Consider the following 22,894-nt stretch of genomic DNA (forward strand, 5'->3'; position numbering starts at 1 on the left):
CTGAGCCGGGCCTATTCGCCATCCTCATGACGCCATTCCGACAGCCTGCCGCGCAACCGCAGTGCGGCCTGGCTGTGAATCTGGCTGACCCTGCTTTCGCTAACGCCCAGCACTGCGCCAATTTCCTTGAGGTTCAGTTCTTCCTGGTAATACAGGCTCAGAACCAGTTTTTCCCGCTCGGGCAGCTGCTCAATAGCAGCCGCCAAATTGCTCCGAAAAGAATCAGAAGCCAGTCCGTCCAGGGGATTATCACTGGTCTCTGTTTCTTCTATCGGCAGCTCTCCGGATTCATTGAGCTCATCAAGGCTAAAAAGTCTGCCGCTGTTCGAATCAGCCAGAGTGGCGTGGTACTCAGAAAGCTCCATACCGAGCTCTTCGGCAACTTCGGCGTCCTGGGCTTCACGCCCCAGCCTGTTTTCAACAGCCTTGATCGCCTTGGCCACCCGGCGGCTATTCCTGTGAACAGAGCGCGGCACCCAGTCGCCTTTACGGATTTCATCCACCATGGCACCCCGGATGCGGATACCGGCATAGGTCTCGAAGGTTGCGCCTTTGGTTGAACTGTAGCGTTGGGCAGCTTCCAGCAATCCAATCATGCCAGCCTGCATAAGGTCATCCAGCTGCACAGAGGCTGGCAGCCGGGCCAGAAGGTGAAGAGCAATTTTCTTGACCAGGGGGGCGTGCGTCTCAATCAGTTCTGAAGAACTTTTTACGCCAGCCTGGTGATAGATTCCCAGATTTTTCGTCAATGTCGTGTATCCGGTATTGTTTGACGGGATCCGTTTCAGACTTCGACGAGCCGCTCCACAAAAAACTCCAGATGTCCGCGGGGAGATGACGGCAACGGCCAGCTTTCGACTTTGTCGGCCAATGCCTTGATCGCGAGCGAGGCTTTAGCCCGGGGATAGGCATCCAGCACAGCTTTCTGACGCTGAACGGCTTTCTTTACGGCTTCGTCGTAAGGCACCATACCAACATATTGTAATGCTACATCCAGAAAGCGTTCAGTAACCCGGGTCAGTTTTTCGAACAGATGACGACCCTCCTGCTCGCTACCCACCTGATTGGCAAGGATGCGAAAACGGTTGGTGTCGTAGTCGCGATTCATCAGTTTAATCAGGGCGTACGCATCGGTAATCGATGTAGGCTCATCACACACCACCAGAAGCAATTCCTGGGAGGCCCTGAGAAAACTCACCACCGACTCTGAAATTCCAGCCGCGGTGTCCACAATAAGCACATCGATCTGATCACCTAACTCACTGAAGGCGTTAATCAGGCCGGCGTGCTCCATCGAGCTGAGCTGGGTCATGCGCTGGGTGCCGGAGGACGCCGGTACAATTTTGATACCGCCAGGGCCATTGACCAATACGTCCCTGAGGTCACACTCTCCTGCCAGCACATCTTTTAAGGTGCGGTTGGCAGTAATGCCGAGCAGCACATCGATGTTACCCAGGCCGAGATCGGCATCAAGCAAAACCACACGCCTACCCTTCTGCGCCAGAGCAATGCCGAGATTGACCGACACATTACTTTTGCCGACTCCACCCTTGCCGCCGGAAACTGCGATCACCTGTACCGGATGTGCTTTGCTCATAACTGTTATTATCTCTCGCAACGTTTAGCCGGATATGACTCATAGCTGAAACAAATCAGACCTTCAGAACCTCATGCCATTTCGCGGGGGCGTTCTTCACCCGACAACTGTTCTGCAGTAGCCTGTTGCTGGAGCGCTTTAAGTCGCTCGACAGCCAAACGTACCAGCGGAACCGCTTCGGCGTGGTGCAGATCTCCAGGAATCTTTTGTCCATCTGTGTAATAGGCTACCGGCAATCCGGTTTCCATCACAAAGCCCAGAGATTCGCCCAGAGTCAGCGCCTCGTCGATCTTTGTCATCACGCAGCCCGTGAGACCTGCCATCTTATAGCAATGCCATACGGATTTCATAATACGCGGCTGGCTGGTTGCTGAAACCACCAGGTGCGTACGCACGTTATGGTGACTGCGGGCCAGCTCTGCAAGTTGCTCCTGATAGCCTTTCTCAGAACTGGTCAGCCCTGCCGTATCGATCAACACCAGATGGCGATCTGACAACTCATCAAGAATATCGTCCAGAGTGTGGCTTTCGTCCACCACTCGAACCGGCACATTAAGAATTCGGCCGAACACGAAAAGCTGCTCATGTGCCGCAACCCGATAGCGGTCTGTCGTGACCAGCGCCAGAGAATCGGCGCCATGCTTCAAAACATAACGAGCCGCCAGCTTGCCAATGGTGGTTGTCTTACCAGAGCCGGTAGGGCCGACCAGCGCGTATACGCCGCCCTCATCAAGCCACTCCTGCCGGGCTGTACGCACCCCGGTAACAAGCATTTTCAGGGTCTGCTTCCAGCCGTCCTCGAGTTTTCCGCTTTTGTGCCGACGTGACAGCGAGCCTGCCAGATCCTGACTCAGACCAAATTCCTGCAAACGCTCTGCAAGTCGTTGCTGGATCGCGTTGGAGCCGGGCTTTTCCGGCTCACCGCGCTGGCTGCTCATGAGATCACGCAAAGAGCTGATTTCTGCACGCATGCTGGCCAGCTCGTCAGAATAACCTGCATTACTGGCGACGTTTGCAGCGGCAGGCTCGTCAAAACCCTCACTCGCGGCTTCGTGGAGTTCCGCGAATGACGCTTCGGCATAGCCCTGGGTTCGCGCTGTCCGGCTTTCACGAACATCACGGATACGTGAGCGGGACCGGCTCAGCTCATCTTCCAGACGGCGGTGCTGCTCTGCCTGCATTTCACCAAGTCGGGCGCCGTTGGTGGCCTCACTGGCTTTTTCGCCAAGACTCTGGCGCGCCATATTTTCGTCGTAATCCAGCGCAGCGACGATTTCAACGCCGCCATCTACTCGACGGTTGGAAAGGATGACAGCATCCGGCCCCAATTGCTCACTGATCTGCTTCAGCGCTTCGGCCATGCTCTTGGCAAAAAATCGTTTAACTTTCATGTTATTGCATCCTCCACCGGTAACGCTGCATTGACGTTATCCGTTCTTTCATCCGCACGCTTACTGGCCTACGGACGCCACGATCGTAATCTGTTTGTTATCCGGTATTTCCTGGTATGAAAGCACATGCAACCGCTCCACACCGTAACTGGCAAACTTGGCCAACACCGGCCTCAACGGCCCGGATACCAGCAGGATGGCGGGCTTACCCAGCATTTCCTGGCGCTGCACACTGTCTTGCAAAGAACGCTGCAACTTTTCCACCATATTGGGTTCCAGAACCATCCCGATATCTTCCTGTCCGCCGGATTGTTGACTCTGCTGAACAGACTTTAGCAATAACTGTTCCAGGTCCGGATCCAGGGTGATCACCGGTATCTCCTGATCATTGCCACAGATACTCTGAACGATCATTCGACGCAGTGCCTGACGCGCCACTGTAGTCAACAACCTGGGGTCCTGGCTCTTCGGATGCAGGTTCACCATGGCTTCTGCAATAGAGCGCATATCACGGATGGGGACTTCTTCTTTAAGCAGGTTCTGGAGCACCTTCAGCAAAAGGCTGATGGACACAGTCGTCGGTACCAACTCTTCCGCCAGTTTCGGTGAGACTTTTTCCAGCTGATCCAGCCATTTCTGAACTTCCTCATGCCCTAGCAGTTCATGGGCATGCTTTTGCAGAACCTGGTTAAGGTGCGTTGCAACAACGGTGCTGGCATCAACCACGGTATAACCCAGTGTCTGTGCCTGGTCTTTCTTTTCAGGTTCGATCCAGCTCGCATCAAGACCAAAAGCAGGGTCTTTGCCTTCTATACCCTCTATCTTTCCGAATACCTGACCAGGATCGATTGCCAGTTCGCGATCAGGGTGTATTTCCGCCTCTGCGATCGTTACCCCCATCAGCGTGATCCGGTACACGTTGGGCATGAGATCCAGGTTGTCGCGAATGTGCACCGAAGGCATCAAAAAGCCCATGTCCTGGGACAACTTTTTACGGACACCCTTGATGCGGCTCAATAGTTGACCACCCTGGGACTTATCGACCAACGGAATCAAGCGATAACCGACTTCCAGCCCGACAATATCCACCGTTGCCACATCATCCCAACCCAGCTCCCGGGTTTCTCCCGGCGCAGGCAACTGACGGCCCGCGTCGCCGCCAGCGTCACCTGCCAGTGGCACATCCCGACCACCTGAGCCGGGCAAAACAGCAGCACCACCCCGACCCGGGAAAGCGCCACCCTCCTCTACAGTCTGCTGATCTTTCTTCCAGATAAACCAGGCTCCCGCAGCGGCGAGGCCTCCCAGCCCCAAAAAAGCAACATGGGGCATACCTGGAATCAGACCCAGAAGCAGGAGAATACCCGCCGCTATCGCCAGAGCCTTGGGTGCGTTGAACATCTGCTGGATAATCTGCCCACCCATGTCCTGGCTGGAAGTAACCCGGGTGACCATGATGGCTGCAGAGGTTGAAAGCAGCAGTGAAGGAATCTGGGCAACCAGGCCATCGCCGATGGTTAACAGCGCATAGCGCTCCATAGCGAGCCCGAAACCCAGGCCATGCTGAACCATGCCTATGGCAACACCGCCGATAATGTTGATGGCCAGAATCAACAAACCAGCGACCGCGTCGCCTTTTACGAACTTGGACGCACCGTCCATCGAGCCATAAAAGTCAGCTTCTTGCGCTATCTCTGCGCGACGGTGTTTAGCTTCTTCCTGATTCACAAGGCCAGCATTCAGATCTGCATCGATCGCCATCTGCTTGCCCGGCATTGCATCCAGTGTGAAGCGTGCACTGACTTCCGAAACCCGGCCGGCGCCCTTGGTAACAACAAGGAAGTTGATGATCATCAGAATGGCAAATACCACGAGACCAACCGCGTAGTTGCCGCCGATCAGCACGGCACCAAAGGATTCGATGACCTTACCCGCGGCATCCCCGCCCTCATGGCCTTCCAGCAACACAATCCGGGTGGACGCCACATTCAACGCCAGTCGCAGTAGAGTGGCTACCAACAATACGGTCGGGAAGGACGCAAACTCCATCGGCCTCAGCGCGTATACACAGACCAAAAGAATGACGATCGAGAGCGTGATGTTGAATGTGAAGAATACGTCCAGCAAAAACGCGGGCATGGGCAGAATCATCATGCCCAGCAAGCCCATCAGCATAACGGGTACGCCGAGGTTTCCCCGCGTCAGGGATTTGACGTTATTAAGGACTAAAGCTCTGTCCATGCCGGAAGCTTCTCCGATTCACTGTTTCTGAGGGCGTTTTCAGGGTCGAAATTCTGACGCCGGAGTATCTTTCACAGTGTTACCGCAAGATCCATACCACCGTGAGACGATTTTCAATCGCAAGCTGCCTTTACCTGCCTGACTCACATTCTAAGATGCGGTATCCTTGCGCCACTCAATCGCGAAATTGCACCTTCAATCCAATACCATCAGACCCAAAACAGGTGAGCCCATGCCGATCCACGAGGTAAAACACCCCCTGATCAGACACAAACTCGGCCTGATGCGCCGTGCAGACATCAGTACCAAGAACTTCCGTGAACTGGCGCAGGAAGTTGGTTCGCTGCTCACATACGAAGCTACCAAAGACTTCAACCTGCAGGAAAAGACCATCGAAGGTTGGGCCGGCCCGGTTAACGTGGAGCAGATCCACGGTAAAAAAATTACGATCGTCCCGATCTTGAGGGCCGGACTTGGTATGCTCGATGGTGTGCTGAGCCTGATCCCTGTTGCCCGGGTGAGCGTGGTTGGTCAGATCCGCGATGAGGAAACTCTCGAAGCCAATACCTACCTGGAAAAACTGGTAGGTGAACTGGACCAGAGAATGGCATTGATTGTTGATCCTATGGTTGCGACCGGAGGCTCAATGATCTCCACCATCGACGTGCTCAAAAAGGCCGGAAGTACTGAGATCCGCGCTCTCGTACTGGTAGCTGCGCCCGAAGGTATAAAGAATGTTCTGGATAAGCATCCCGATGTGTCTATCTACACAGCATCTGTGGACGAATGCTTGAATGAGAAAGGTTATATCCTCCCCGGGCTTGGTGACGCCGGCGACAAGATCTTCGGCACCAAGCAGAAGGACGTCTGATGATGGAAGATCACACCAAAGACCCCATCTGGAAGCAGGCGATTGCCGGTTCCCAGATGCTGCTGGTAGCTTTCGGCGCATTGGTGCTGATGCCGCTGATTACCGGCCTTGATCCCAATGTCGCCCTGTTTACTGCCGGCGTAGGCACGCTGATATTTCACATTGTGACCGGTGGTCAGATTCCGATTTTCCTGGCCTCATCTTTTGCGTTTATCGCGCCGGTTATCGCCTCCAAAGGCAAATTCGGCCTTGAAGAAACTCTGGGCGGTCTGATGGCAGCGGGTATTCTCTATGTCCTGCTCAGCGGTGCGATACGCCTGCGTGGTACCGGGTTCGTAACCCGCCTTCTGCCTCCAGTGGTTATCGGGCCCGTCATCATGGTGATCGGCCTTGGGCTGGCACCCGTGGCCGTCCACATGGCCTCTGGCCGCACCGGCGATGGTGCGGTACAACTGATTCCGCAGGAAACGGCACTGTGGATCGCAATGATCTCGTTGGCGGTGACCATCATTGCATCAGTCTGGTCCAAGGGTATCTTCCGCCTGATTCCGATCATGTTTGGTGTAATAGTTGGGTATATCCTGTCTGCATTCGCAGGCATTGTGGATACCACCCCCGTCCAGGAGGCAGCCTGGCTTGCGGTTCCCAACTTTGTAGCGCCAGCATTCAGCTGGGGCGCCATCCTGTTCATGATCCCGGTGGCTATTGCGCCAGCCATTGAGCACATTGGCGATATCCTGGCGATTGGTAACGTTACCCGCAAAAACTACCTGGAAAAACCGGGCCTGCACCGCACTCTGCTGGGCGACGGCCTGGCTACCAGCACTGCCGCTTTGCTGGGCGGGCCACCAAACACAACCTACTCAGAAGTAACTGGTGCGGTGATGCTGACTCGTAACTTCAACCCGAAGGTTATGTGGTGGGCGGCCTGTACAGCGATCGTTCTGGCCTTTGTAGGCAAGTTCGGCGCGGTCCTGCAGACAATCCCTGTTCCGGTTATGGGTGGCATCCTGTGCCTGCTGTTTGGCTCCATTGCCGTTGTAGGCATGAGCACTCTGATCCGCCATCAGGTTGACCTATCCCAGGCGCGGAACCTGGTTATCGTGGGTGTAACCCTGGTGTTCGGCATCGGCGGCATGGTTCTGGGCCACCTTGAAGGTATCGCCCTGTGTGCGGTAGCGGCCATCATTCTGAACCTGATACTTCCGGGCAGCCGCGAGGCATGGGGCAAGGCTATTTACGAGCACAAAGAAGACTGACTAAAACGTTAATGCCAGCCACTGGTGTCTTCGGGCACTGGTGGCGATGTTCCCCTCTCAACTCTTACCCTCTGCTTGTAGCCTGAAAATTCGATAGTTGCAGGCGCGCAGAACCCCTTTCCAAAAACCGCTACGAGCACATCCATGTGCGCTTGTTTCCGGCCGTCCATGGCCTCCAACATTTTTGGAAAGGGGTTCTGCACACCTGCTGTTCAACTTTCGAGATACCGCGACTACAAAATCCCTGTGTTGAAAGCAGTGGATTCAGCCTCAGATATCCAACAAAACTACAACCACTCAATAATTATGCGCTTAAGCTTTAGCGACATCGTGAGGTCTACCGAGTGGTGGTGGGTGGCCTTTTCAGGACTGTCGGTGGCCAAGGACGGCCACCGTCAAGCGCCCATGGATGGGCTCGTAGCGTGTCCTGAAAAGGCCACCCACCATCACTCCTCCCCCAAAACCAGAAAGCTAGGGACCAAACTAAATATCCCGACGCAGGTCAGAAGGAATCGGTAAATCAGGCATCCCAGGCTTGGGCCCACGCCCTTTGCGGAACTGCCGGAGCTGGAACACGTAGGCCAGCACCTGGGCAATGGCCATGTACAGCCCGTCGGGAATTTCATCGCCTATATCGCTGTTGTGGTAAACAGCTCGGGTAAGAGGCGGTGTGCGGAGGATCTCGACTTTATGCTCACGGGCGATTTCCATGATTTTGAACGCCGTTTCATCATTGCCCTTGGCAACAACCACAGGGGCAGCCATGGAGTTGGAATCATACTTGAGCGCGACGGCGTAGTGAGTCGGGTTGGTGATAACAACATCAGCAGTGGGTACATCCTGCATCATTCGGCGCTGAGCCATTTCGCGCTGGAGTTGGCGGATCTTGCCTTTAACCTCCGGTTTGCCCTCCGTGTCTTTGTACTCGTCTTTGACTTCCTGCTTGGTCATTCGCAGTTTTTTCTGATGATCAAAAATCTGGAACGGCACGTCGATCACCGCGATGATGATGGTGGCGCAAGAGAGCAAAAAGAAGCTCCAGCCCAGTGTCCAGAGCACGTGTTCCATAGCAGGGACGGCAGGCTCTTCGGCGATGGCGAGCAGGTCTTCGGTGCGGAGGTTCAGTATGAGAATTGCCAACGCCATAACCAGGCTAACTTTGGCAATGGCTTTGACCAGCTCAATCAGGGAGCGCATGGAGAACATCCGCCCCAGCCCTTTAATGGGATCCATGCGGTTAAGTTTGGGCGCTATGGCTTTGCCGCTGAACAGTAGGCCCCCAATACCGATCGAGCCGGCGATAGCGGCAACAAGAAGCAGTGCAAGAATGGGTGAAAGAGCCCAGGCAGCTTCTTTCGCAGACGCCATCAGCTGAATACTCATATGCCGGGTGTCGAAGATCGCAGAACGTTCCAGCGTAAAGCTGTCGCGCATGATAGCTTCCAGAGAAGCACCCAGATGGGTTCCGAACACCAAGAGTCCACCGGCGCCAGTGATCAGTACGGCCATGGTGGCCAGCTCTTTTGATCGGGCGGTCTGGCCATCCTCCTTCGCTTTTTCAAGCCTTCGGGGGGTAGCCTCTTCGGTTTTTTCCTGACTGTTGTCGTTCTCTTCTGCCATGCTTCAGGGTTGTCCTTGAAGGCCCCTCATGAACTCAAAGGTCTGCCGTGTGTATTGTTCGAAGTGCGGCAGAAAATTGGCGTGCAGCACCCATATAGCAAACAATCCAAAAATCAGGCCAATCGGGAAGCCCAGTGCGAAGATGTTCATCTGGGGCGCAGCCCGGGTCATTACGCCAAAGGAAATGCTCACAATGAGCACGGCGGTCACGGCCGGCAATGCCAACAACATGGCAGACGCAAACATCCAGCTAATGCGATGCGCGAGTTCCCATACTCCGGATTGGCCCAGGCCTTCCATTCCGATGGGCAAGGATCGGAAACTTTCAATGAACACTTCAAACGCGACCAGGTGGCCGTTCATGGCAAGAAACAGCAATGTCACAGTGATGGTGTAGATCTGGGACAGCACAGGTACGTTAACACCGTTGGCCGGATCAACCATGGACGCAAAGCCGAGACCCATTTGCATCGCGATCATCTGACCAGCAACGACAAACAGCTGCCAAAGGGCTGTCAACGCAAAGCCCATCCCGACACCAATCAGGATCTGCTGCAAAGTAATGATTACCGCATCGGCACTCAGGGCTTCAACCTGCGGCACTTCCGGGATCATGGGGACAATCAGGATGGTCATTAGCAAGGCCAGCCCGAGGCGCACCCGGGCGGGCACAAGCTGGGTACCGAAAATTGGGATAACCATCAAAAAACTGGCCAGACGAAACAATGGCCAGAGGTGCTGCCCGACCCACTGGCCGAGCACGTCTGCACTGAGTTCGGCAGGGATCATAGGTCAGCCAATCAGGAAGGGAATGCTGGATATAAGCCGGTGTGCATGATCCAGTAGTTTGGTGAGCATCCATGGCCCCATCACGATAATAACAATGAGCGTGACCAGCAGCCGTGGCAGGAAACTGAGCGTTTGTTCGTTGATCTGAGTGGCAGCTTGAAACGTGCTTACCACCAAACCAATAACCAGCCCCGGCCCGATAATGACAGAAGCCAGGAGCACAATCATCCACAAGGCTTCCCGCAGAATATCGATAACGGTTTCCGGAGTCATGACTTGCTCCCCTTTCCCATAACCGGACTATATTCCATAACTGGCGGCCAGAGTGCCCATAATCAGGGCCCAACCATCCACCAGAACAAACAGCATTATCTTGAATGGTAGCGAGATAATGATGGGTGACAACATCATCATACCCATTGCCATCAGGACGCTGGCGACCACCATGTCAATTATCAGAAACGGAATGAACAGAATGAACCCTATCTGGAACGCAGTTTTGAGTTCGCTGGTCACGAACGCAGGCATAAGAATCCAGAAGGAAACATCCTGTGCGGTATCGTACTGAACGTCAGCGATACGCATGAACAACGCCAGGTCATCTTCCCGGGTCTGTTCCAGCATAAACTTCTTGAAGGGCTGGCTGGCGAGCTCAACCGCCTCCAGCGATGTAACTTCTTCCTGAAGATAAGGCTGTAACCCGACCTGATTGGCCTCCTCGAGGACCGGTTTCATAATAAAAATACTGAGAAACAGGGCCAGGCCGAGCAGTATCTGGTTTGAGGGAGTTGCCTGCAGGCCGAGCGCCTGGCGCAGAATCGCAAACACCACGATGATGCGGGTGAAGGATGTCATCATCATCAGCATAGCCGGCAAAAACGTCAGCGCGGTCATCAGCGCCAGAATCTGCAGAGTTACCGAGTATTCCTCAACACCCTCACCTTCACCTGGCTGTACGGTAAACGCCGGGATGCCTGGCAGGTCTGCAAGTGCCAGCGGCGCCCAGAACAGGCCGCCGAGCAGAACAGACAGCGGGATGAGTTGTCTAAGCGTTGCCACCATCATGGGCCTGTTCATTCCTTGTTCGGGGCTGTCCAGGATTTACCGATCATGCCTTGCAGGCGGCGGGCAAAATCTCCGGAATTCGGGTTACTCGCATCCACGATTGGCTCTTCAAATACCTGCAGCGTGCGGATAGCCGATGGAGTAATGCCCAAAAGAATCTGCTGCCCGCCCACCTCAATCAGAGCGATCCGTTCGCGAGCGCCGATCGCCATTACAGACACAACTTTAATCGCATTATTGTTCATACCCGTCATCCCGTTCATGCGACGGATAATCCAGGCACACCCGTATATCACGGCGATCACTGCAACCAGGCCGGCACCGAGGCTGAACAGAGTACCAAGTGTGTCAGGTGCCCGCCCAGGGCTCCCCTCCACTGCCCTGGAAGTTTCTTCGGCAAGCACCGGCATGGCTGTAAGCAGCAAGAATAGACCCGCGGTTTTCATCACCATTCTATTTCTGCAGCCGTTTGATGCGTTCGCCGGGGCTGATGACATCGGTCAGACGAATACCGAACTTTTCATTAACCATAACAACTTCGCCATGGGCAATAAGCGTGCCGTTGACCAGAACATCCAATGGCTCACCGGCCAACCGGTCCAACTCGATAACCGACCCCTGGTTCAACTGCAGAAGGTTACGAATGGGGATCTGGGTATTCCCCACCTCCATGGAAATACTGACAGGAATGTCGAGAATGACGTCAAGGTCCGGTGGCGGCCCGCTAGCCTGAGTCGACGCTGAAACCTCATCAAACTCTTCCATCGGGGCTGTTCGCACATTGCTTTTAGCGCCGGCGCCGCTCTCCCCGGCCTCTTCCATAGCCTCGGCCCACTCGTCATCCCGGGACTCTTCTGCCCCTTCCTCACCAGTCTCTTCCATGGCAGCCTCCCATTCGGCTGCCAGCTTTTCGTCCTCGCTCAGCTCCTGACCGTCTTTTTTGTCGTCAGCCATTGCGTCCTACCTTCGGTTGTTTTTTTAACTTGGGCCGCGTCGCCCGCTCATGAATTCTAAGCGCCAGTTTTCCGTCCCGTGTTCCCATGGTTGCCTTGTACACGGGAATACCATTGGCAGTTACGGTCAGATACTCAGGCACCTCTACGGGAATAATATCGCCGGTTTTAAGCTTGGCGATCTCTCTCAAGGAAATCCTGCGGCGGCAAACGGTCGTGTTAACTGGAACATCTACCTCTCTGATATCCTCCTGCAACGCATTGACCCAGCGCTCGTCCACATCATCTACGTCACTCTGTACACCAGAATCAAGAACATCCCGGATTGGCTCGATCATTGAGTAGGGCAAGGCAAAATGCAACTCACCACCGCCGCCATCCAGTTCAATGTGAAAGGTGCTGACAACCACCACTTCGCTGGGGCTGACAATGTTTGCCATCGCGGGGTTTACTTCGGAGCTCAGGTAGTCAAAATCGACGTTGACGACTGCTTGCCAAGCCTCCTGCATGTCCTTGAAAACCTGGTTAAGCACCATCTGAACAATTCGGTTTTCTGTGGGCGTAAACTCCCGACCCTCGATTTTGGCATGCCGCCCTTCACCCCCGAAAAAGTTGTCCACCAGCTTGAACACCAGCTTGGCGTCCAGAACAAACAGGGATGTGCCGCGCAAGGGGCGAACCTTGCACAGATTCAGACTGGTAGGCACATAGAGAGTGTGAATGTACTCGCCGAATTTCATGATCTGGACGCCACCGGTGGAGACATCCGCATTGCGGCGTAGAAGATTGAACAGACTGATGCGAGTGTAACGCGCAAAACGCTCGTTGATCATCTCCAGTGTCGGCATCCGGCCGCGGACGATGCGATCCTGGCTAGCCAGATCGTAGTTTTTTACACCGGTTTCGTCAGCTTCTTCATACGTATCAATGTCACCGTCATCCACGCCGTGGAGGAGCGCATCGATTTCGTCCTGTGACAGTAAATCCTGCATACTTTGTCCTGCCGCTGAAAAGCCTTGCCCAAATCAGGGGGCTGTTACACCCGTTGTCGTATTCTTTATTGAACTACAAAGTTCCTGAACAAAACCTGGTTGACGCCGGGCTCGCCTTCCTGCTCCAGCACCTGGTTCACCGTTGTAAGCATAGTTTCCGCCAGGCCTTGCCGACCCTCGGGCGTCTGCAGTTCGGTAAAGCCACTGCTACCAAGCACCATAACCAACTGGCTTCGAATCAAAGGTAAATGTAGCTTGGCTGCGGTAAGCGCTTGTGGATCAGTTGCTCCCAAAGCCACATAGGCCTGCGCATAACGCTGACGGCCCTCACCTTGTACTGTTGTTACCAGGGCTTTCTCAATCTCCAGATAGACAGTTGGAGAGAAGGTTTCACCCGCCACCTCTTCCTCAGTTTCAGTGTCATCACCCATTCCAGGCAATCCGCCACCAAGAAACCACAGGGTGCCCGCAACCGACAGGGCAATGGCCAGTATCAACCCCACCGTAATGAGGATGATCAGTTTCAGTTTACCTTTCTTGGCCGGTGCAGCCTCAGGTGCGCTATTTTCTGCCATAGTGTTTTCGCCAGAAATCCGTCAGTGAAAATGCTTTTCCATGACTTTTAGAGATTGACTGCAAAGGGCGGGCCAGAAGGCCCACTCCTCCCGCTAAGAACCGCAGTTTAGCGTTGCATGAAGGGATGGGCAAAGCAGATTGGCGAGGAACGCTCAGCAGGATGGTTCGGCCATTCAGGCAAAAATGTCAACCGCGCCATTCCAGCTCAGGTCAAGACTGCCGCTCTGATTATCCATGTCGCTTCCGCCTGCAGATGCGAACTCTGCGCCTGAACCCGACGATGCGCTTTCTCCGTCACCTGAACCCTGCTCTCCACGCTGGTTTTGTGAATTATCAGAGACGTCGAACTGAGCCAGTGAAAGACCTTGTTCGCCCAACATGTCTCGCAGGCGTTGCGAGTGCAATTCAAGTTGATCCCGCACCACCGGGTTAGCCGCATGAACGGTAATGTTAGCCTGCTCATTTTGAACACGAACCCGCACCTCCATAGGCCCCATGTCAGGCGGAGTGAGGTGAATCTCGGCTACCGACAGATTTTTGGCTGTCAGCCAGCTAAGCTTCCCCATCAGCTTGTCGCCCCACTCTGCATGGTTTACAGGAACATCAACCGATGTAGCATAGCTCCTCAGAGGCACCTGGGCTTCAGCTGCAAGCTTGCCGGCGGAACTATGGGTGCTTTGTTGAGAAACCAGCTCCATGGCAGCTTCCAATCGAGTGCCGGTGAAGAGGCTGGAGGTATCAGCGACTCTGGCACTTTCTCCAGAACCCGGCATAAGCGCGTCGGTCAGTTGCAGTCCAGCCACTGCCCCACCATTACCGACATTCATTAGCTGACCTGTCTGGCCTGGCTTACCGCCCGTAAGCCCGGCAAAAAGCTCAGTGGCCGGGCTGCTCGTAGCAGTACCTCCGGCACTGCCAGCGACCCCAACCTGGCTGGCCGCAGGCAATAACAGAGCCTGCAATTCCGCAAAGGTCAGCGGAGTTGTAACGGCTTCCATTTCAGTGGCTGGCTCTGCATTCTTGCCAGCCCCAGGCTTATCAGCCGCTTTGTCCTTGCCTGCCAAAGCCGGCTTATCTGGCTTGCCCGCTTCAGCGGTTTTGCTCGCGGAATCAGCCCGAGTTGCTGATTGCGAGTTTTCTTGGCGCTCGGAGTTTCTGGCGTCGGCTTGCCGTTTGTCGAGACGTTTCTGCTCCGCACGGGAGACGGCTTCATACCGGCTTTCATCCGCGCCACTATCTCGAGCAGAATCAGGTTTCGGTGCGCCGGCATCTTTCTGAGCCCCGGGCGCTGGAGTCTGGGGAAGAACCATCTGTGTCATGGCAACCTCTTGCCGCTTTTGATCGGAAGTCGCACTGTTCAGTCCGTTTCAGAGCTGATTTTCAGGCTGTTTCCCAAATAGCTGCAAAAGCGATGCCAGCCACCGTCTCTGCCAGGCCCGCCATTACCAAGGCCCCAAGTTCCTATCCTGTTCCGCGCTCCATCAGAGCACCAAATGCCTCGGTAACCTGCTGAAATTCATATTCAATTGCTTCGAGAACGGGCGGTACTTCGGCCAGATTCTCATTCTGCCCAATTTTTTCCGCATTCCGACAAAGTTCTCCAAGGCGCGGCGCCCCGATATTAATGCAGCTGCCCTTGAAACTGTGGGCGGTTTTAGCGAACGCGTCTGAATCCCCAGCCATCGCAGCCCCCTTCAGGCTATCAATTCGCTCTTTCGAATCGACAAGGTAGGTCTGGATCAGCATCTCGAATTCATCTTCCATTACGTCTCGAAGCTCTGCCAAAGCTTCTTTATCAAGGTGTGGTTTATCAACCATGACCAACTCCCTTGTTCCTGTATAAATGCCGATTAAAAGTACCAGTCATAAATAATATCCACCCGGCTCCCCTGTTCATGAAACCTGATGGATTCAGCCAGCCGTTTCAGCAGAACCAATCCGCGCCCCGCATATCGGGGCCCACTCTGCGCCATCTCCGTGGCTTGCAGAACCGGGTGATTCTCGAAGTCAAACCCCTGGCCGCTATCTTCACACACAACCCTCAACCGACCGCCCCACTGCTTGGGCTCGTGATGAAAACTGAACCGGATGTAATGGCCACTCACCATGCTCAAACGTGCGGTACGCTCAGAATAATAGCGGCCAAATCCCTCCGGAGTGTATTTCCACTCTGAAGGTAGCTCAAGTACACCATGTTCCAGAGCGTTATTGTACAGTTCTGAGAGCAGGGTATAAATTTCTCCACTTTTTCTCCGAAGCCCGGGTACCTCCATACAGATGTGCAACAGAAGTGGCAGGGGGCTGAACTCCCCCAAGGTGCGCTCCCGGATTTCATAAACACACTTCCACTCAGTAGGCCCGGCGAGCGTAGAAGGCGCAGTTCCCTCGGGCAGCGCCGACAGTCCCTCCTGATCAACCATTTCCAGACAGCAAAGCGTGAGGTCGTCTCCGAATTTCTGGCGCCCGGTAAAACCTTGTATTGCGTTCATAAGAGCATCGAATGGGTGCTGGCCAGAAGCAGCACTCTCGACTGCACGCCGCACCCCCTGTTCTCCAAAAGGCTGACCCTCCTCGCTGCTGCATTCAAGCACACCATCGGTCATCAGTATCAGACGGTCTCCAGGCAGGGTCCTGATGATCTCCATATCAGCATTGAACTCATCAGCGTTAAGTATCCCTAGCGGCAAGTGGCGTGATGGCAAGCTAAACCCTTCCCCAGAGGCGCGCACCAGCCATCCGTCGGGCAGACCACCGTTCCAGACCTTCAGCTGGCTGAGTGTGAAGTCCGCCTCAAGCATCGTTCCGCAGCAGAACATATCCTTCGGCAGAATGCGTACGAGCTTTTGATTGATCTCCTGCAGGATATCGGAGCCATCAAACCCCTTGCTTGCCATACCGTAAAATGTTTCTGCAACGGGCATGGCGCCAATAGCCGCTGGTAGGCCATGGCCTGTGAAATCACCAGTAAAAACAAGCATTCCACCAGCAGGGCGAGGCGAAGCGAAGAGCACGTCACCACTGAAAACCGAAAGAGGAGACGCGTGATAGCGAATATTGGGTGCGTCCAGACAACCAGTGTGGGCAACGTTATCAAAGACTCGCCGCGCCACATACTGCTCCTCGAGCAGTTGCCGATTGCGTTCATGCATCAGGTCTCTCTGATCCGACAAGGCCTGATGCATCAGGCGCATCCGGTTAAACGCGTTGATTTTGGCTTTTATCATTACCCGGTTATAGGGTTTGCTGAGAAAGCCATCGCCACCTGCCTCAAGACACCGGGCCAGATCTTCCGCTTCCGATAGCGAGGAAATAAAAATCACCGGAACCATGCGCTCACCGGCAAGTCGTTTGATCTCCTGCGCTGCCTCCAAGCCATCCATTGCAGGCATCATCGCGTCCAAAAGAACGAGGTCCGGTGCGCCGGAGCGAAAAAGCGCAACAGCCTCCTCACCATTGGCTGCATCCAGCACCAAATGGCCGAGGCGTCGCAACAGTGTTTTCAATATCAGCCGATCGCTGTCGCTGTCATCTGCTATGAGGATTTTCAGCGGGCCACTTTCTACAGCAGGCTCATCCATGAAAGGTTCCGGCGGCCTGAGCAATCACCGAATGGTGAAAAGTTGCTCGAAATTGGAAATGGTCAGAATCTTGCGGACATCGTTATTGCAGTTCTCAATAGCAATACTGGCATTGTCACCCCCGGCATAGTCCCTCAGTAACAGAAGCATGCCGAGGGCTGAGCTGTCGAGATAGGTTGCATCGGACAAATCCACAACATAGTTGCGGACATCCGTTCCGCCATGCTCGTAAGCATCGCGAAAGGCTTGATGCGTACTGAAATCGAAGCGCCCTTCAATTCTGATAATCAGAGCCTGACCGTCGTGACTGCGGCGGGTATGGATGGGCATCCGCAAAACCTCCGGTGGTATTCACTTCAAGATTCAGCGGCTCGCTTTGAAGCCGCCCAAGTTCTTACAAGGATAGCTCAGCGCAGTCAGTTTGCATGGCATCACCATTGATTCCGCACAAATTCAGCGACGACGCCGCGAAAAAGCCCGGCCTGCTGCTTCATCGGACAGTTTCTGTTCTTGCGCGTCCTGTGCGACCTGCTCTTGCTTACGACAGGTTTCGATGTATTTCTCCATCCCTCGCCGACGCTCCCAGGCTTGCTGCCACTCCAGTCGGCGGGACTCGAACACGGCTTCAGCCTGATCCAGCTGCTTTTGTTGCTGCAGGATAACCTGGTCAAGCTGGGCTATAAATGCCTGCCAGGCTTGTAAACGACTGACCTGAACCACACCATGCTGGCTGCCACGAATCTGATCCCGGTATTCCTGCTGATAGCGGTTGAGGTTTTCGACCTGGCTGCTGTGCTGCTCCATGAGTTCGCGGGCTTTACCCATCCGCTCGAGTGCCGCCTGCTCCTTGCGCTCTTCCACCGTGAGCACTACGGCCAGACGTTGCGAGCGCAACATTAACCGGCACCTCTACTGGTGTTGATGGCAGATGGGTCCGGAACGGCTGACTTGCGGCGCTCCGGCGAACGGCGCTCGGGAACCACAGCCAATAACCCTTCGATGCTTTCGGCCAGCGAGGCCCGTTCGTTCAGGCCCTGCTGCAAAAACTGGCGCATATTCCCGATATGAGTAATAGCGAAGTCAGTTTCCGGGTCGGAGCCCTTCACATAAGCACCTACGCTGATCAGATCCCTGGCCTGCTGATAGCGGGAATAGACCTGCTTGAAACGCTGCGACCGGGAAAAGTGCTCAGCTTCGGTAACCTGAGGCATAACCCGGCTGATGGAAGCTTCCACGTCGATAGCTGGGTAATGTCCTTCTTCTGCAAGCCTGCGAGAAAGCACAATGTGACCATCGAGAATTGCCCTGGCAGCGTCCGCAATCGGGTCCTGCTGGTCATCACCTTCGGTGAGAACGGTATAAAATGCGGTGATCGAGCCACCTCCGGGCAAACCATTGCCGGTGCGCTCAACCAACTGCGGAAGTTTAGCAAATACGGAAGGTGGATAACCTTTGGTGGCCGGTGGCTCACCAACCGCCAGCGCAATTTCACGCTGGGCCTGTGCGTATCGGGTTAGCGAATCCATCAGCAACAGAACGCGCTTGCCCTTGTCCCGATAATACTCAGCAATACGGGTAGTCAGCATGGCCGCTCGCAGGCGCATAAGGGGGGAGTCATCCGCTGGCGCGGCAACCACAACCGACCTGGAGAGGCCTTCTTCGCCCAGAATGTCCTCTATAAATTCCTTGACCTCCCGGCCCCGCTCACCTATCAGCCCTACCACGATGACATCGGCATCCGTGAACCGGGTCATCATGCCAAGCAGCATACTTTTACCAACGCCACTGCCAGCAAAAAGGCCCAGACGCTGCCCCTGACCAACGGTCAGTAAGGCATTGATAGCCCGGATACCCACATCCATGGACTGCCTTACCGGAGCACGGTTGAGGGGGTTGATAATCTCTCCGGTAAGCGGAACTCTGGATTCGGCCTGAAGCGGGCCTTTGCCATCAAGAGGTTCGCCACTGCCATCGACCACCCGGCCGAGCATAAGAGGGCCAACAGGAACACGGCTTGCGGCAGATAAGGGAACCACCCTGGCGCCCGGTTTGAGGCCTTCTATAGCGGTCAGGGGCATTAGGTAGACCTTGTCATCTTCAAAACCTACAACCTCGGCTTCAACCGTTCCGGCACCCTGGCCTTTAATCACACAGCGGTCGCCCACCACCATGGGGCATCCAACGCACTCCAGCGTCAGCCCTACCATTCTGGTCAGGCGCCCGGATAGTTCTGGCTCAGGATCAGTTTGCAGATAAGCTTTGTATCGATCCAGACGGTCAGCCAGGGAGGATGTCATCACGCTCACCTTCGGTGGGATCATCTTCGTCAGAATCTTTGCCAGTGCTTTCGACAGCGTCGTCCTTTGGGGAGTGACCCGGCGTACTCAACACATCCCTCTGGAAGTCCGTCAGGTCATCCATTATGGCATTCAGCTCTTCAGCCTCACCCACTTCACCGTCATCCGTCTGCCGTTCCAACATACTCTGAACAGCGCGCTGAAAGCGTTTTTCAACGGTAAAGTCGACCAGGCTGTTGCGGGTTTCAACCCGGCATCCGCCAGGTAACACTTTACTATCCTCCACAACTGAAGCTGTTGCCTCCAAACGCTCGGCCACATCGCGAACCGCACTGAAGTCGTCCGGATGAACATGAATCCGGACGTTATCCGCCGTTGAAGGCAGAGCTTCTACGGCCTGGCGTACCACCTGACGTATCTGTGAGGAATCGATAGTCAGCTCGCGGTAAACAACGGCGCGAGCAAGGACCATGGTGAGATTGAGTAGCGAGGTTTCAAGTTCATCCTGATGTTTTCGGATGGGCAACAACAGCTCTTCCAGTATGGGTTCGAGGCGATCCAGGCTTGCACTTACTTCCGCACGGGTTTCGTCATAGCCTTCAGCCTGCCCCCGTTCCCTTCCCTCGGCAAGGCCGGTTTCCAGCCCTTCCTTGTGGCCCAGTTCGTAACCTTCAGCCCGCCCCTCCTGCAGCCCCTGGTCCCGGCCTTCGTTAAAGCCATCTTCCCGTGCCGCCTGACGAATTTCCGCAAGATCAGCTGCCGTCAGAGGTTTGACATCCCGCTCCTCTTCACGCGCAACCTCATTGCCACTGGCATCCAGTAACGGAAGTTCCCAGCGCTCATAGGCAGTCAACTGCTCCTTGGGAATGCGGCTGGTGTCTCTGGAGGAATCGTTGGAGGAGTCTTTCATCACATCATTTCTTCACCGGCACCGCCAAGCGTAATTTCTCCCGCTTCAGCCATGCGACGGGCAATGGTAATTATGTCTTTCTGGGCAGCTTCCACATCGCTGACCTTCACCGGGCCCTTCGCCTCAAGGTCATCCTGCAGCAGCTCGGCAGCGCGCTTGGACATGTTCTTGAAAATCTTTTCCTGAACCGCATCATCGGCACCCTTCAGAGCGACTACAAGCACTTCAGACGACACTTCACGCAGCAATGCCTGAATACCTCTGTCATCAATGTCCTTAAGGTTATCAAATACGAACATGAGGTCTTCGATGGTGGTGGCCAGATCGGGATCCATATCCTTGATCGAATCCAACAGAGTGCCCTCGATGCTGCGGTCCATAAAGTTCATTATATCCGCAGCACGCCGTACACCGCCTATCCGGCTGGTCTGGGCCGAGGCTCCTCCGGAGAACTGTTTCTCCAGAATGTCGTTCAGTTCCTGCAAAGCCTGGGGCTGAATGCTTTCAAGCGAAGCAACCCGCATCATGACATCGAGACGCACCTTCTCATCCAGCGTTGCGAGAATTTCAGCCGCCTGATCAGGATCAAGGTATGAGATAACAATGGCCTGAATCTGTGGGTGTTCATAGCGGATTATGTCACCAACCGCTCTTGGCTCCATCCATTTGAGCGTATCCAACCCGGTGGTATTGCCGCCGATGAGAATGCGGTCAATGAGGCTGGCGGCTTTGTCGTCACCCAGAGCCTGAGTGAGCATGGCGCGGATGTAGTCGTCATTGCCAACGCCCAGTCCGGTCTGGCCACCCACAGCGTCCACGAACTGATTCAATACGTAGGTCACTTCATCTTTGCTAACGTCTTTCATCTGGGCCATGGCAACGCCTACCCGTTGGACCTCTTTCGGGCCCATATGCTTGAGCACTTCGGCGGCATCCGCTTCGCCCAGAGACATCAGCAAGATCGCAGCCTGCTCTACCCGCGGAATCTTCCGCGCAGGTTTTTGGGGCGTATCACCGCCCGACTGCCTGGATTGATCAGTCATCAACATTCACCCACTGGCGCATTACTTGAGATACCCTCGCCGGGTCTTCGGCAATCAAGCCTTTAAGAGCATTCAGCTGCCTATCATAACTATCTGTAGCGCCGGGCAAAAGCAAGTCATCCTGAGAAGACATCGCCTGGCGCAAAGCATCATTGCCGCCAACGTCGTCGTACCCGTCATAGCCTGCGGAGCCAGCTTCATCGTCGCGCTCACGACGCCCACCACCGGAAAGGCTCTTCAGCGTCGGACGCAGCAAGCCAAGCACGAGTACCAGGATAACCAATCCGGCCAGTACCTGCTTCATCAGGTCCCAGAACCAGGGCTGTTCCCAGAACCCCGGGGTTTCAAACTCGAATGCTTCTTCCGGAGCAAACGCTGTGTTCATTACGGTCACGCTGTCACCGCGTGCGGCGGAATAGCCGACGGCATCGCGTACGAGCATACTCAGGCGTTGCAACTCCTGCTCGGGCCAAGGCTCATAAGTTACCGCGCCGGTTTCCGGGTTAACCACTTTCATATCATCGACTGCGAGCGCGACGGTCACACGCCTTATGCGTCCCAACTCCTGCCGGGTGTAGCTGACCGTTCGATCCATCTCATAGTTTCGGGTAGATTCCGTGCGCACATTAACCGGTGGGGCCGCCGGCGCGCCTTCATCAGCATCGCCCGCTTGTGCGTTCGCCTGTTCAGGCACTGTCGCATCTGCAGGAGGCTGATTGGACAAGGCCCCGGGTATACCGCCATTGAACCCGGCAACGCGCTGCTCTGTTAGATCACGTTCACTGCGAACGGCCTGTTGTTCGGGATTAAACAGCTCTTCGGCCTGCTCCACAGACGAGAAGTCCAGGTCCGCAGACACTTCTGCCCGGTACCGACCTTCGCCCACAATGGGAGCAATCAACGAGGAAACGCGGCGGGTCAGCCCCTCTTCCAGACGCGAGGTATAATCGTACTGATCCTGCATGCGCTCGCCATCACCCCGGTTTTCTTTCCCGGTAAGCAGGTTCCCGTTCTGATCAACTACCGTTACGTGATCCTTATTCATCATCGGAATGCTGCCGGCAACCAGATTCACAATCGCTGCAATTTGCTCCTGCTCGGGGCGACGACCGGCAAAGACTTCGAGAAAAACCGAGGCTGTAGGATCCCTGGCATCCCGCACGAACACGGAGCGCTCTGGAATCGCCAGGTGAACCCTGGCACCACGAACGCCACGCATGCTGCTGATGGTTCGCGCCAGTTCGCCCTCGAGACCACGGCGATAGCTTACGGTTTCCATGAACTGCGATGTACCTAAACCGCGATCTTTGTCGAGAAGCTCGTAGCCCATGGTTTTCTGGTCTGTTACGCCTTCAGCAGCCAACTTGAGCCGCGCATTGTAGACCTGATCGGAAGGCACTAATAAGGCGCCTGAACGCGTATCCATTTTGTAATCGATGCCGTTGCTATCGAGGATAGTGGTGACATCCTGAGGGTTGTAAGCCGACAAGTCGCCCACGACTGGCTGGTAATTCGGCTCCTGAGCCCAGAGCACAACCGCAACACCCAACGCAACGCTGGCAGCGAGGCCGACCATCAGGCCAACCTGGCGCAGAAGGTTCAATCGGTTAAACCCCAGAAACAAATCGCTGTTGCTGTCGGAGCCAGCACCATCTTGAGCGGTTGGCATGTTTGAGGTAGTTTCGGCGGGAACGCTGGCCATGTCTGTGCTC

Annotated in this window: 23 protein-coding genes; 2 read left to right on the top strand and 21 right to left on the bottom strand. The window is 55.1% G+C overall.

Going from position 1 to position 22,894, the window contains the following annotated elements; translation table 11 throughout:
* Positions 1–11 precede the first annotated feature (11 nt).
* From Q4501_RS01465 to flhA, 4 genes are all read right to left on the bottom strand, one after another.
* Entirely contained in the window at positions 12–749 is a 738-nt protein-coding gene (locus Q4501_RS01465) for an RNA polymerase sigma factor FliA (protein WP_303593551.1), read from the bottom strand.
* 35 nt (positions 750–784) lie between these two features.
* Positions 785–1,597, bottom strand: a complete 813-nt coding sequence (locus Q4501_RS01470; RefSeq protein ID WP_303593553.1) for a MinD/ParA family protein — start codon at positions 1,595–1,597, stop codon at positions 785–787.
* 71 nt (positions 1,598–1,668) lie between these two features.
* Positions 1,669–2,988 carry a flagellar biosynthesis protein FlhF gene (gene flhF, locus Q4501_RS01475; RefSeq protein WP_303593555.1) on the bottom strand — a complete coding sequence of 440 codons (1,320 nt, stop codon included), beginning with the start codon at positions 2,986–2,988 and terminating at the stop codon, positions 1,669–1,671.
* A gap of 60 nt (positions 2,989–3,048) precedes the next feature.
* Complete coding sequence (gene flhA / locus Q4501_RS01480) at positions 3,049–5,229, bottom strand: flagellar biosynthesis protein FlhA (RefSeq protein ID WP_303593556.1); 2,181 nt, start codon at positions 5,227–5,229, stop codon at positions 3,049–3,051.
* 232 nt (positions 5,230–5,461) lie between these two features.
* Here flhA and upp point away from each other — a divergent pair, with 232 nt between their 5' ends.
* Positions 5,462–6,100, top strand: coding sequence for a uracil phosphoribosyltransferase (upp, locus tag Q4501_RS01485; protein WP_303593557.1), 639 nt, complete (start codon positions 5,462–5,464; stop codon positions 6,098–6,100).
* A gap of 2 nt (positions 6,101–6,102) precedes the next feature.
* Positions 6,103–7,359, top strand: coding sequence for a uracil-xanthine permease family protein (locus Q4501_RS01490; RefSeq protein WP_303594341.1), 1,257 nt, complete (start codon positions 6,103–6,105; stop codon positions 7,357–7,359).
* 483 nt (positions 7,360–7,842) lie between these two features.
* On the opposite strand, the gene flhB is transcribed toward Q4501_RS01490, so the two are convergent.
* From flhB to fliF, 17 genes are all read right to left on the bottom strand, one after another.
* Positions 7,843–8,979, bottom strand: coding sequence for a flagellar biosynthesis protein FlhB (flhB, locus tag Q4501_RS01495; RefSeq protein WP_303593559.1), 1,137 nt, complete (start codon positions 8,977–8,979; stop codon positions 7,843–7,845).
* Between the two features lie 3 nt (positions 8,980–8,982).
* Positions 8,983–9,768 (bottom strand): flagellar biosynthetic protein FliR, encoded by a 786-nt coding sequence (gene fliR, locus Q4501_RS01500; RefSeq protein ID WP_303593560.1) that lies wholly within the window; start codon positions 9,766–9,768, stop codon positions 8,983–8,985.
* 3 nt (positions 9,769–9,771) lie between these two features.
* Positions 9,772–10,041 (bottom strand): flagellar biosynthesis protein FliQ, encoded by a 270-nt coding sequence (gene fliQ / locus Q4501_RS01505; protein ID WP_303593561.1) that lies wholly within the window; start codon positions 10,039–10,041, stop codon positions 9,772–9,774.
* A 27-nt stretch (positions 10,042–10,068) separates the two neighbouring features.
* Complete coding sequence (fliP, locus tag Q4501_RS01510) at positions 10,069–10,833, bottom strand: flagellar type III secretion system pore protein FliP (protein ID WP_303594343.1); 765 nt, start codon at positions 10,831–10,833, stop codon at positions 10,069–10,071.
* Positions 10,834–10,841: 8 nt separating this feature from the next.
* Complete coding sequence (gene fliO / locus Q4501_RS01515) at positions 10,842–11,243, bottom strand: flagellar biosynthetic protein FliO (RefSeq protein ID WP_303594345.1); 402 nt, start codon at positions 11,241–11,243, stop codon at positions 10,842–10,844.
* Positions 11,244–11,286: 43 nt separating this feature from the next.
* Entirely contained in the window at positions 11,287–11,787 is a 501-nt protein-coding gene (fliN, locus tag Q4501_RS01520) for a flagellar motor switch protein FliN (protein ID WP_303593563.1), read from the bottom strand.
* On the bottom strand, positions 11,780–12,778 hold the full coding sequence (fliM, locus tag Q4501_RS01525; RefSeq protein ID WP_303593565.1) for a flagellar motor switch protein FliM: 999 nt from the start codon (positions 12,776–12,778) through the stop codon (positions 11,780–11,782). Before fliM ends, fliN begins: the two co-directional genes overlap by 8 nt.
* 65 nt (positions 12,779–12,843) lie before the next feature.
* Positions 12,844–13,353, bottom strand: a complete 510-nt coding sequence (gene fliL, locus Q4501_RS01530; RefSeq protein WP_303593567.1) for a flagellar basal body-associated protein FliL — start codon at positions 13,351–13,353, stop codon at positions 12,844–12,846.
* 174 nt (positions 13,354–13,527) lie between these two features.
* Positions 13,528–14,673, bottom strand: a complete 1,146-nt coding sequence (locus Q4501_RS01535; RefSeq protein ID WP_303593569.1) for a flagellar hook-length control protein FliK — start codon at positions 14,671–14,673, stop codon at positions 13,528–13,530.
* Between the two features lie 142 nt (positions 14,674–14,815).
* Positions 14,816–15,172, bottom strand: coding sequence for an Hpt domain-containing protein (locus tag Q4501_RS01540; RefSeq protein ID WP_303593570.1), 357 nt, complete (start codon positions 15,170–15,172; stop codon positions 14,816–14,818).
* Between the two features lie 32 nt (positions 15,173–15,204).
* Entirely contained in the window at positions 15,205–16,932 is a 1,728-nt protein-coding gene (locus Q4501_RS01545) for a SpoIIE family protein phosphatase (RefSeq protein ID WP_303593571.1), read from the bottom strand.
* 24 nt (positions 16,933–16,956) lie between these two features.
* A complete protein-coding gene (locus Q4501_RS01550) occupies positions 16,957–17,262 on the bottom strand; it encodes an STAS domain-containing protein (RefSeq protein WP_303593572.1) in 306 nt (101 codons plus the stop codon).
* A gap of 123 nt (positions 17,263–17,385) precedes the next feature.
* Positions 17,386–17,829, bottom strand: coding sequence for a flagellar export protein FliJ (fliJ, locus tag Q4501_RS01555; protein WP_303593573.1), 444 nt, complete (start codon positions 17,827–17,829; stop codon positions 17,386–17,388).
* A complete protein-coding gene (gene fliI / locus Q4501_RS01560; protein ID WP_303593574.1) occupies positions 17,829–19,229 on the bottom strand; it encodes a flagellar protein export ATPase FliI in 1,401 nt (466 codons plus the stop codon). Before fliI ends, fliJ begins: the two co-directional genes overlap by 1 nt.
* Positions 19,210–20,139 carry a flagellar assembly protein FliH gene (locus tag Q4501_RS01565; RefSeq protein ID WP_303593576.1) on the bottom strand — a complete coding sequence of 310 codons (930 nt, stop codon included), beginning with the start codon at positions 20,137–20,139 and terminating at the stop codon, positions 19,210–19,212. The genes fliI and Q4501_RS01565 overlap by 20 nt, the downstream gene beginning before the upstream one ends.
* A complete protein-coding gene (gene fliG / locus Q4501_RS01570) occupies positions 20,139–21,182 on the bottom strand; it encodes a flagellar motor switch protein FliG (protein WP_303593578.1) in 1,044 nt (347 codons plus the stop codon). Before fliG ends, Q4501_RS01565 begins: the two co-directional genes overlap by 1 nt.
* Complete coding sequence (gene fliF, locus Q4501_RS01575) at positions 21,175–22,884, bottom strand: flagellar basal-body MS-ring/collar protein FliF (RefSeq protein ID WP_303593579.1); 1,710 nt, start codon at positions 22,882–22,884, stop codon at positions 21,175–21,177. The genes fliG and fliF overlap by 8 nt, the downstream gene beginning before the upstream one ends.
* Positions 22,885–22,894 lie beyond the last annotated feature (10 nt).

This window comes from Marinobacter sp. 2_MG-2023 (assembly GCF_030546935.1).
GTDB lineage: Bacteria > Pseudomonadota > Gammaproteobacteria > Pseudomonadales > Oleiphilaceae > Marinobacter.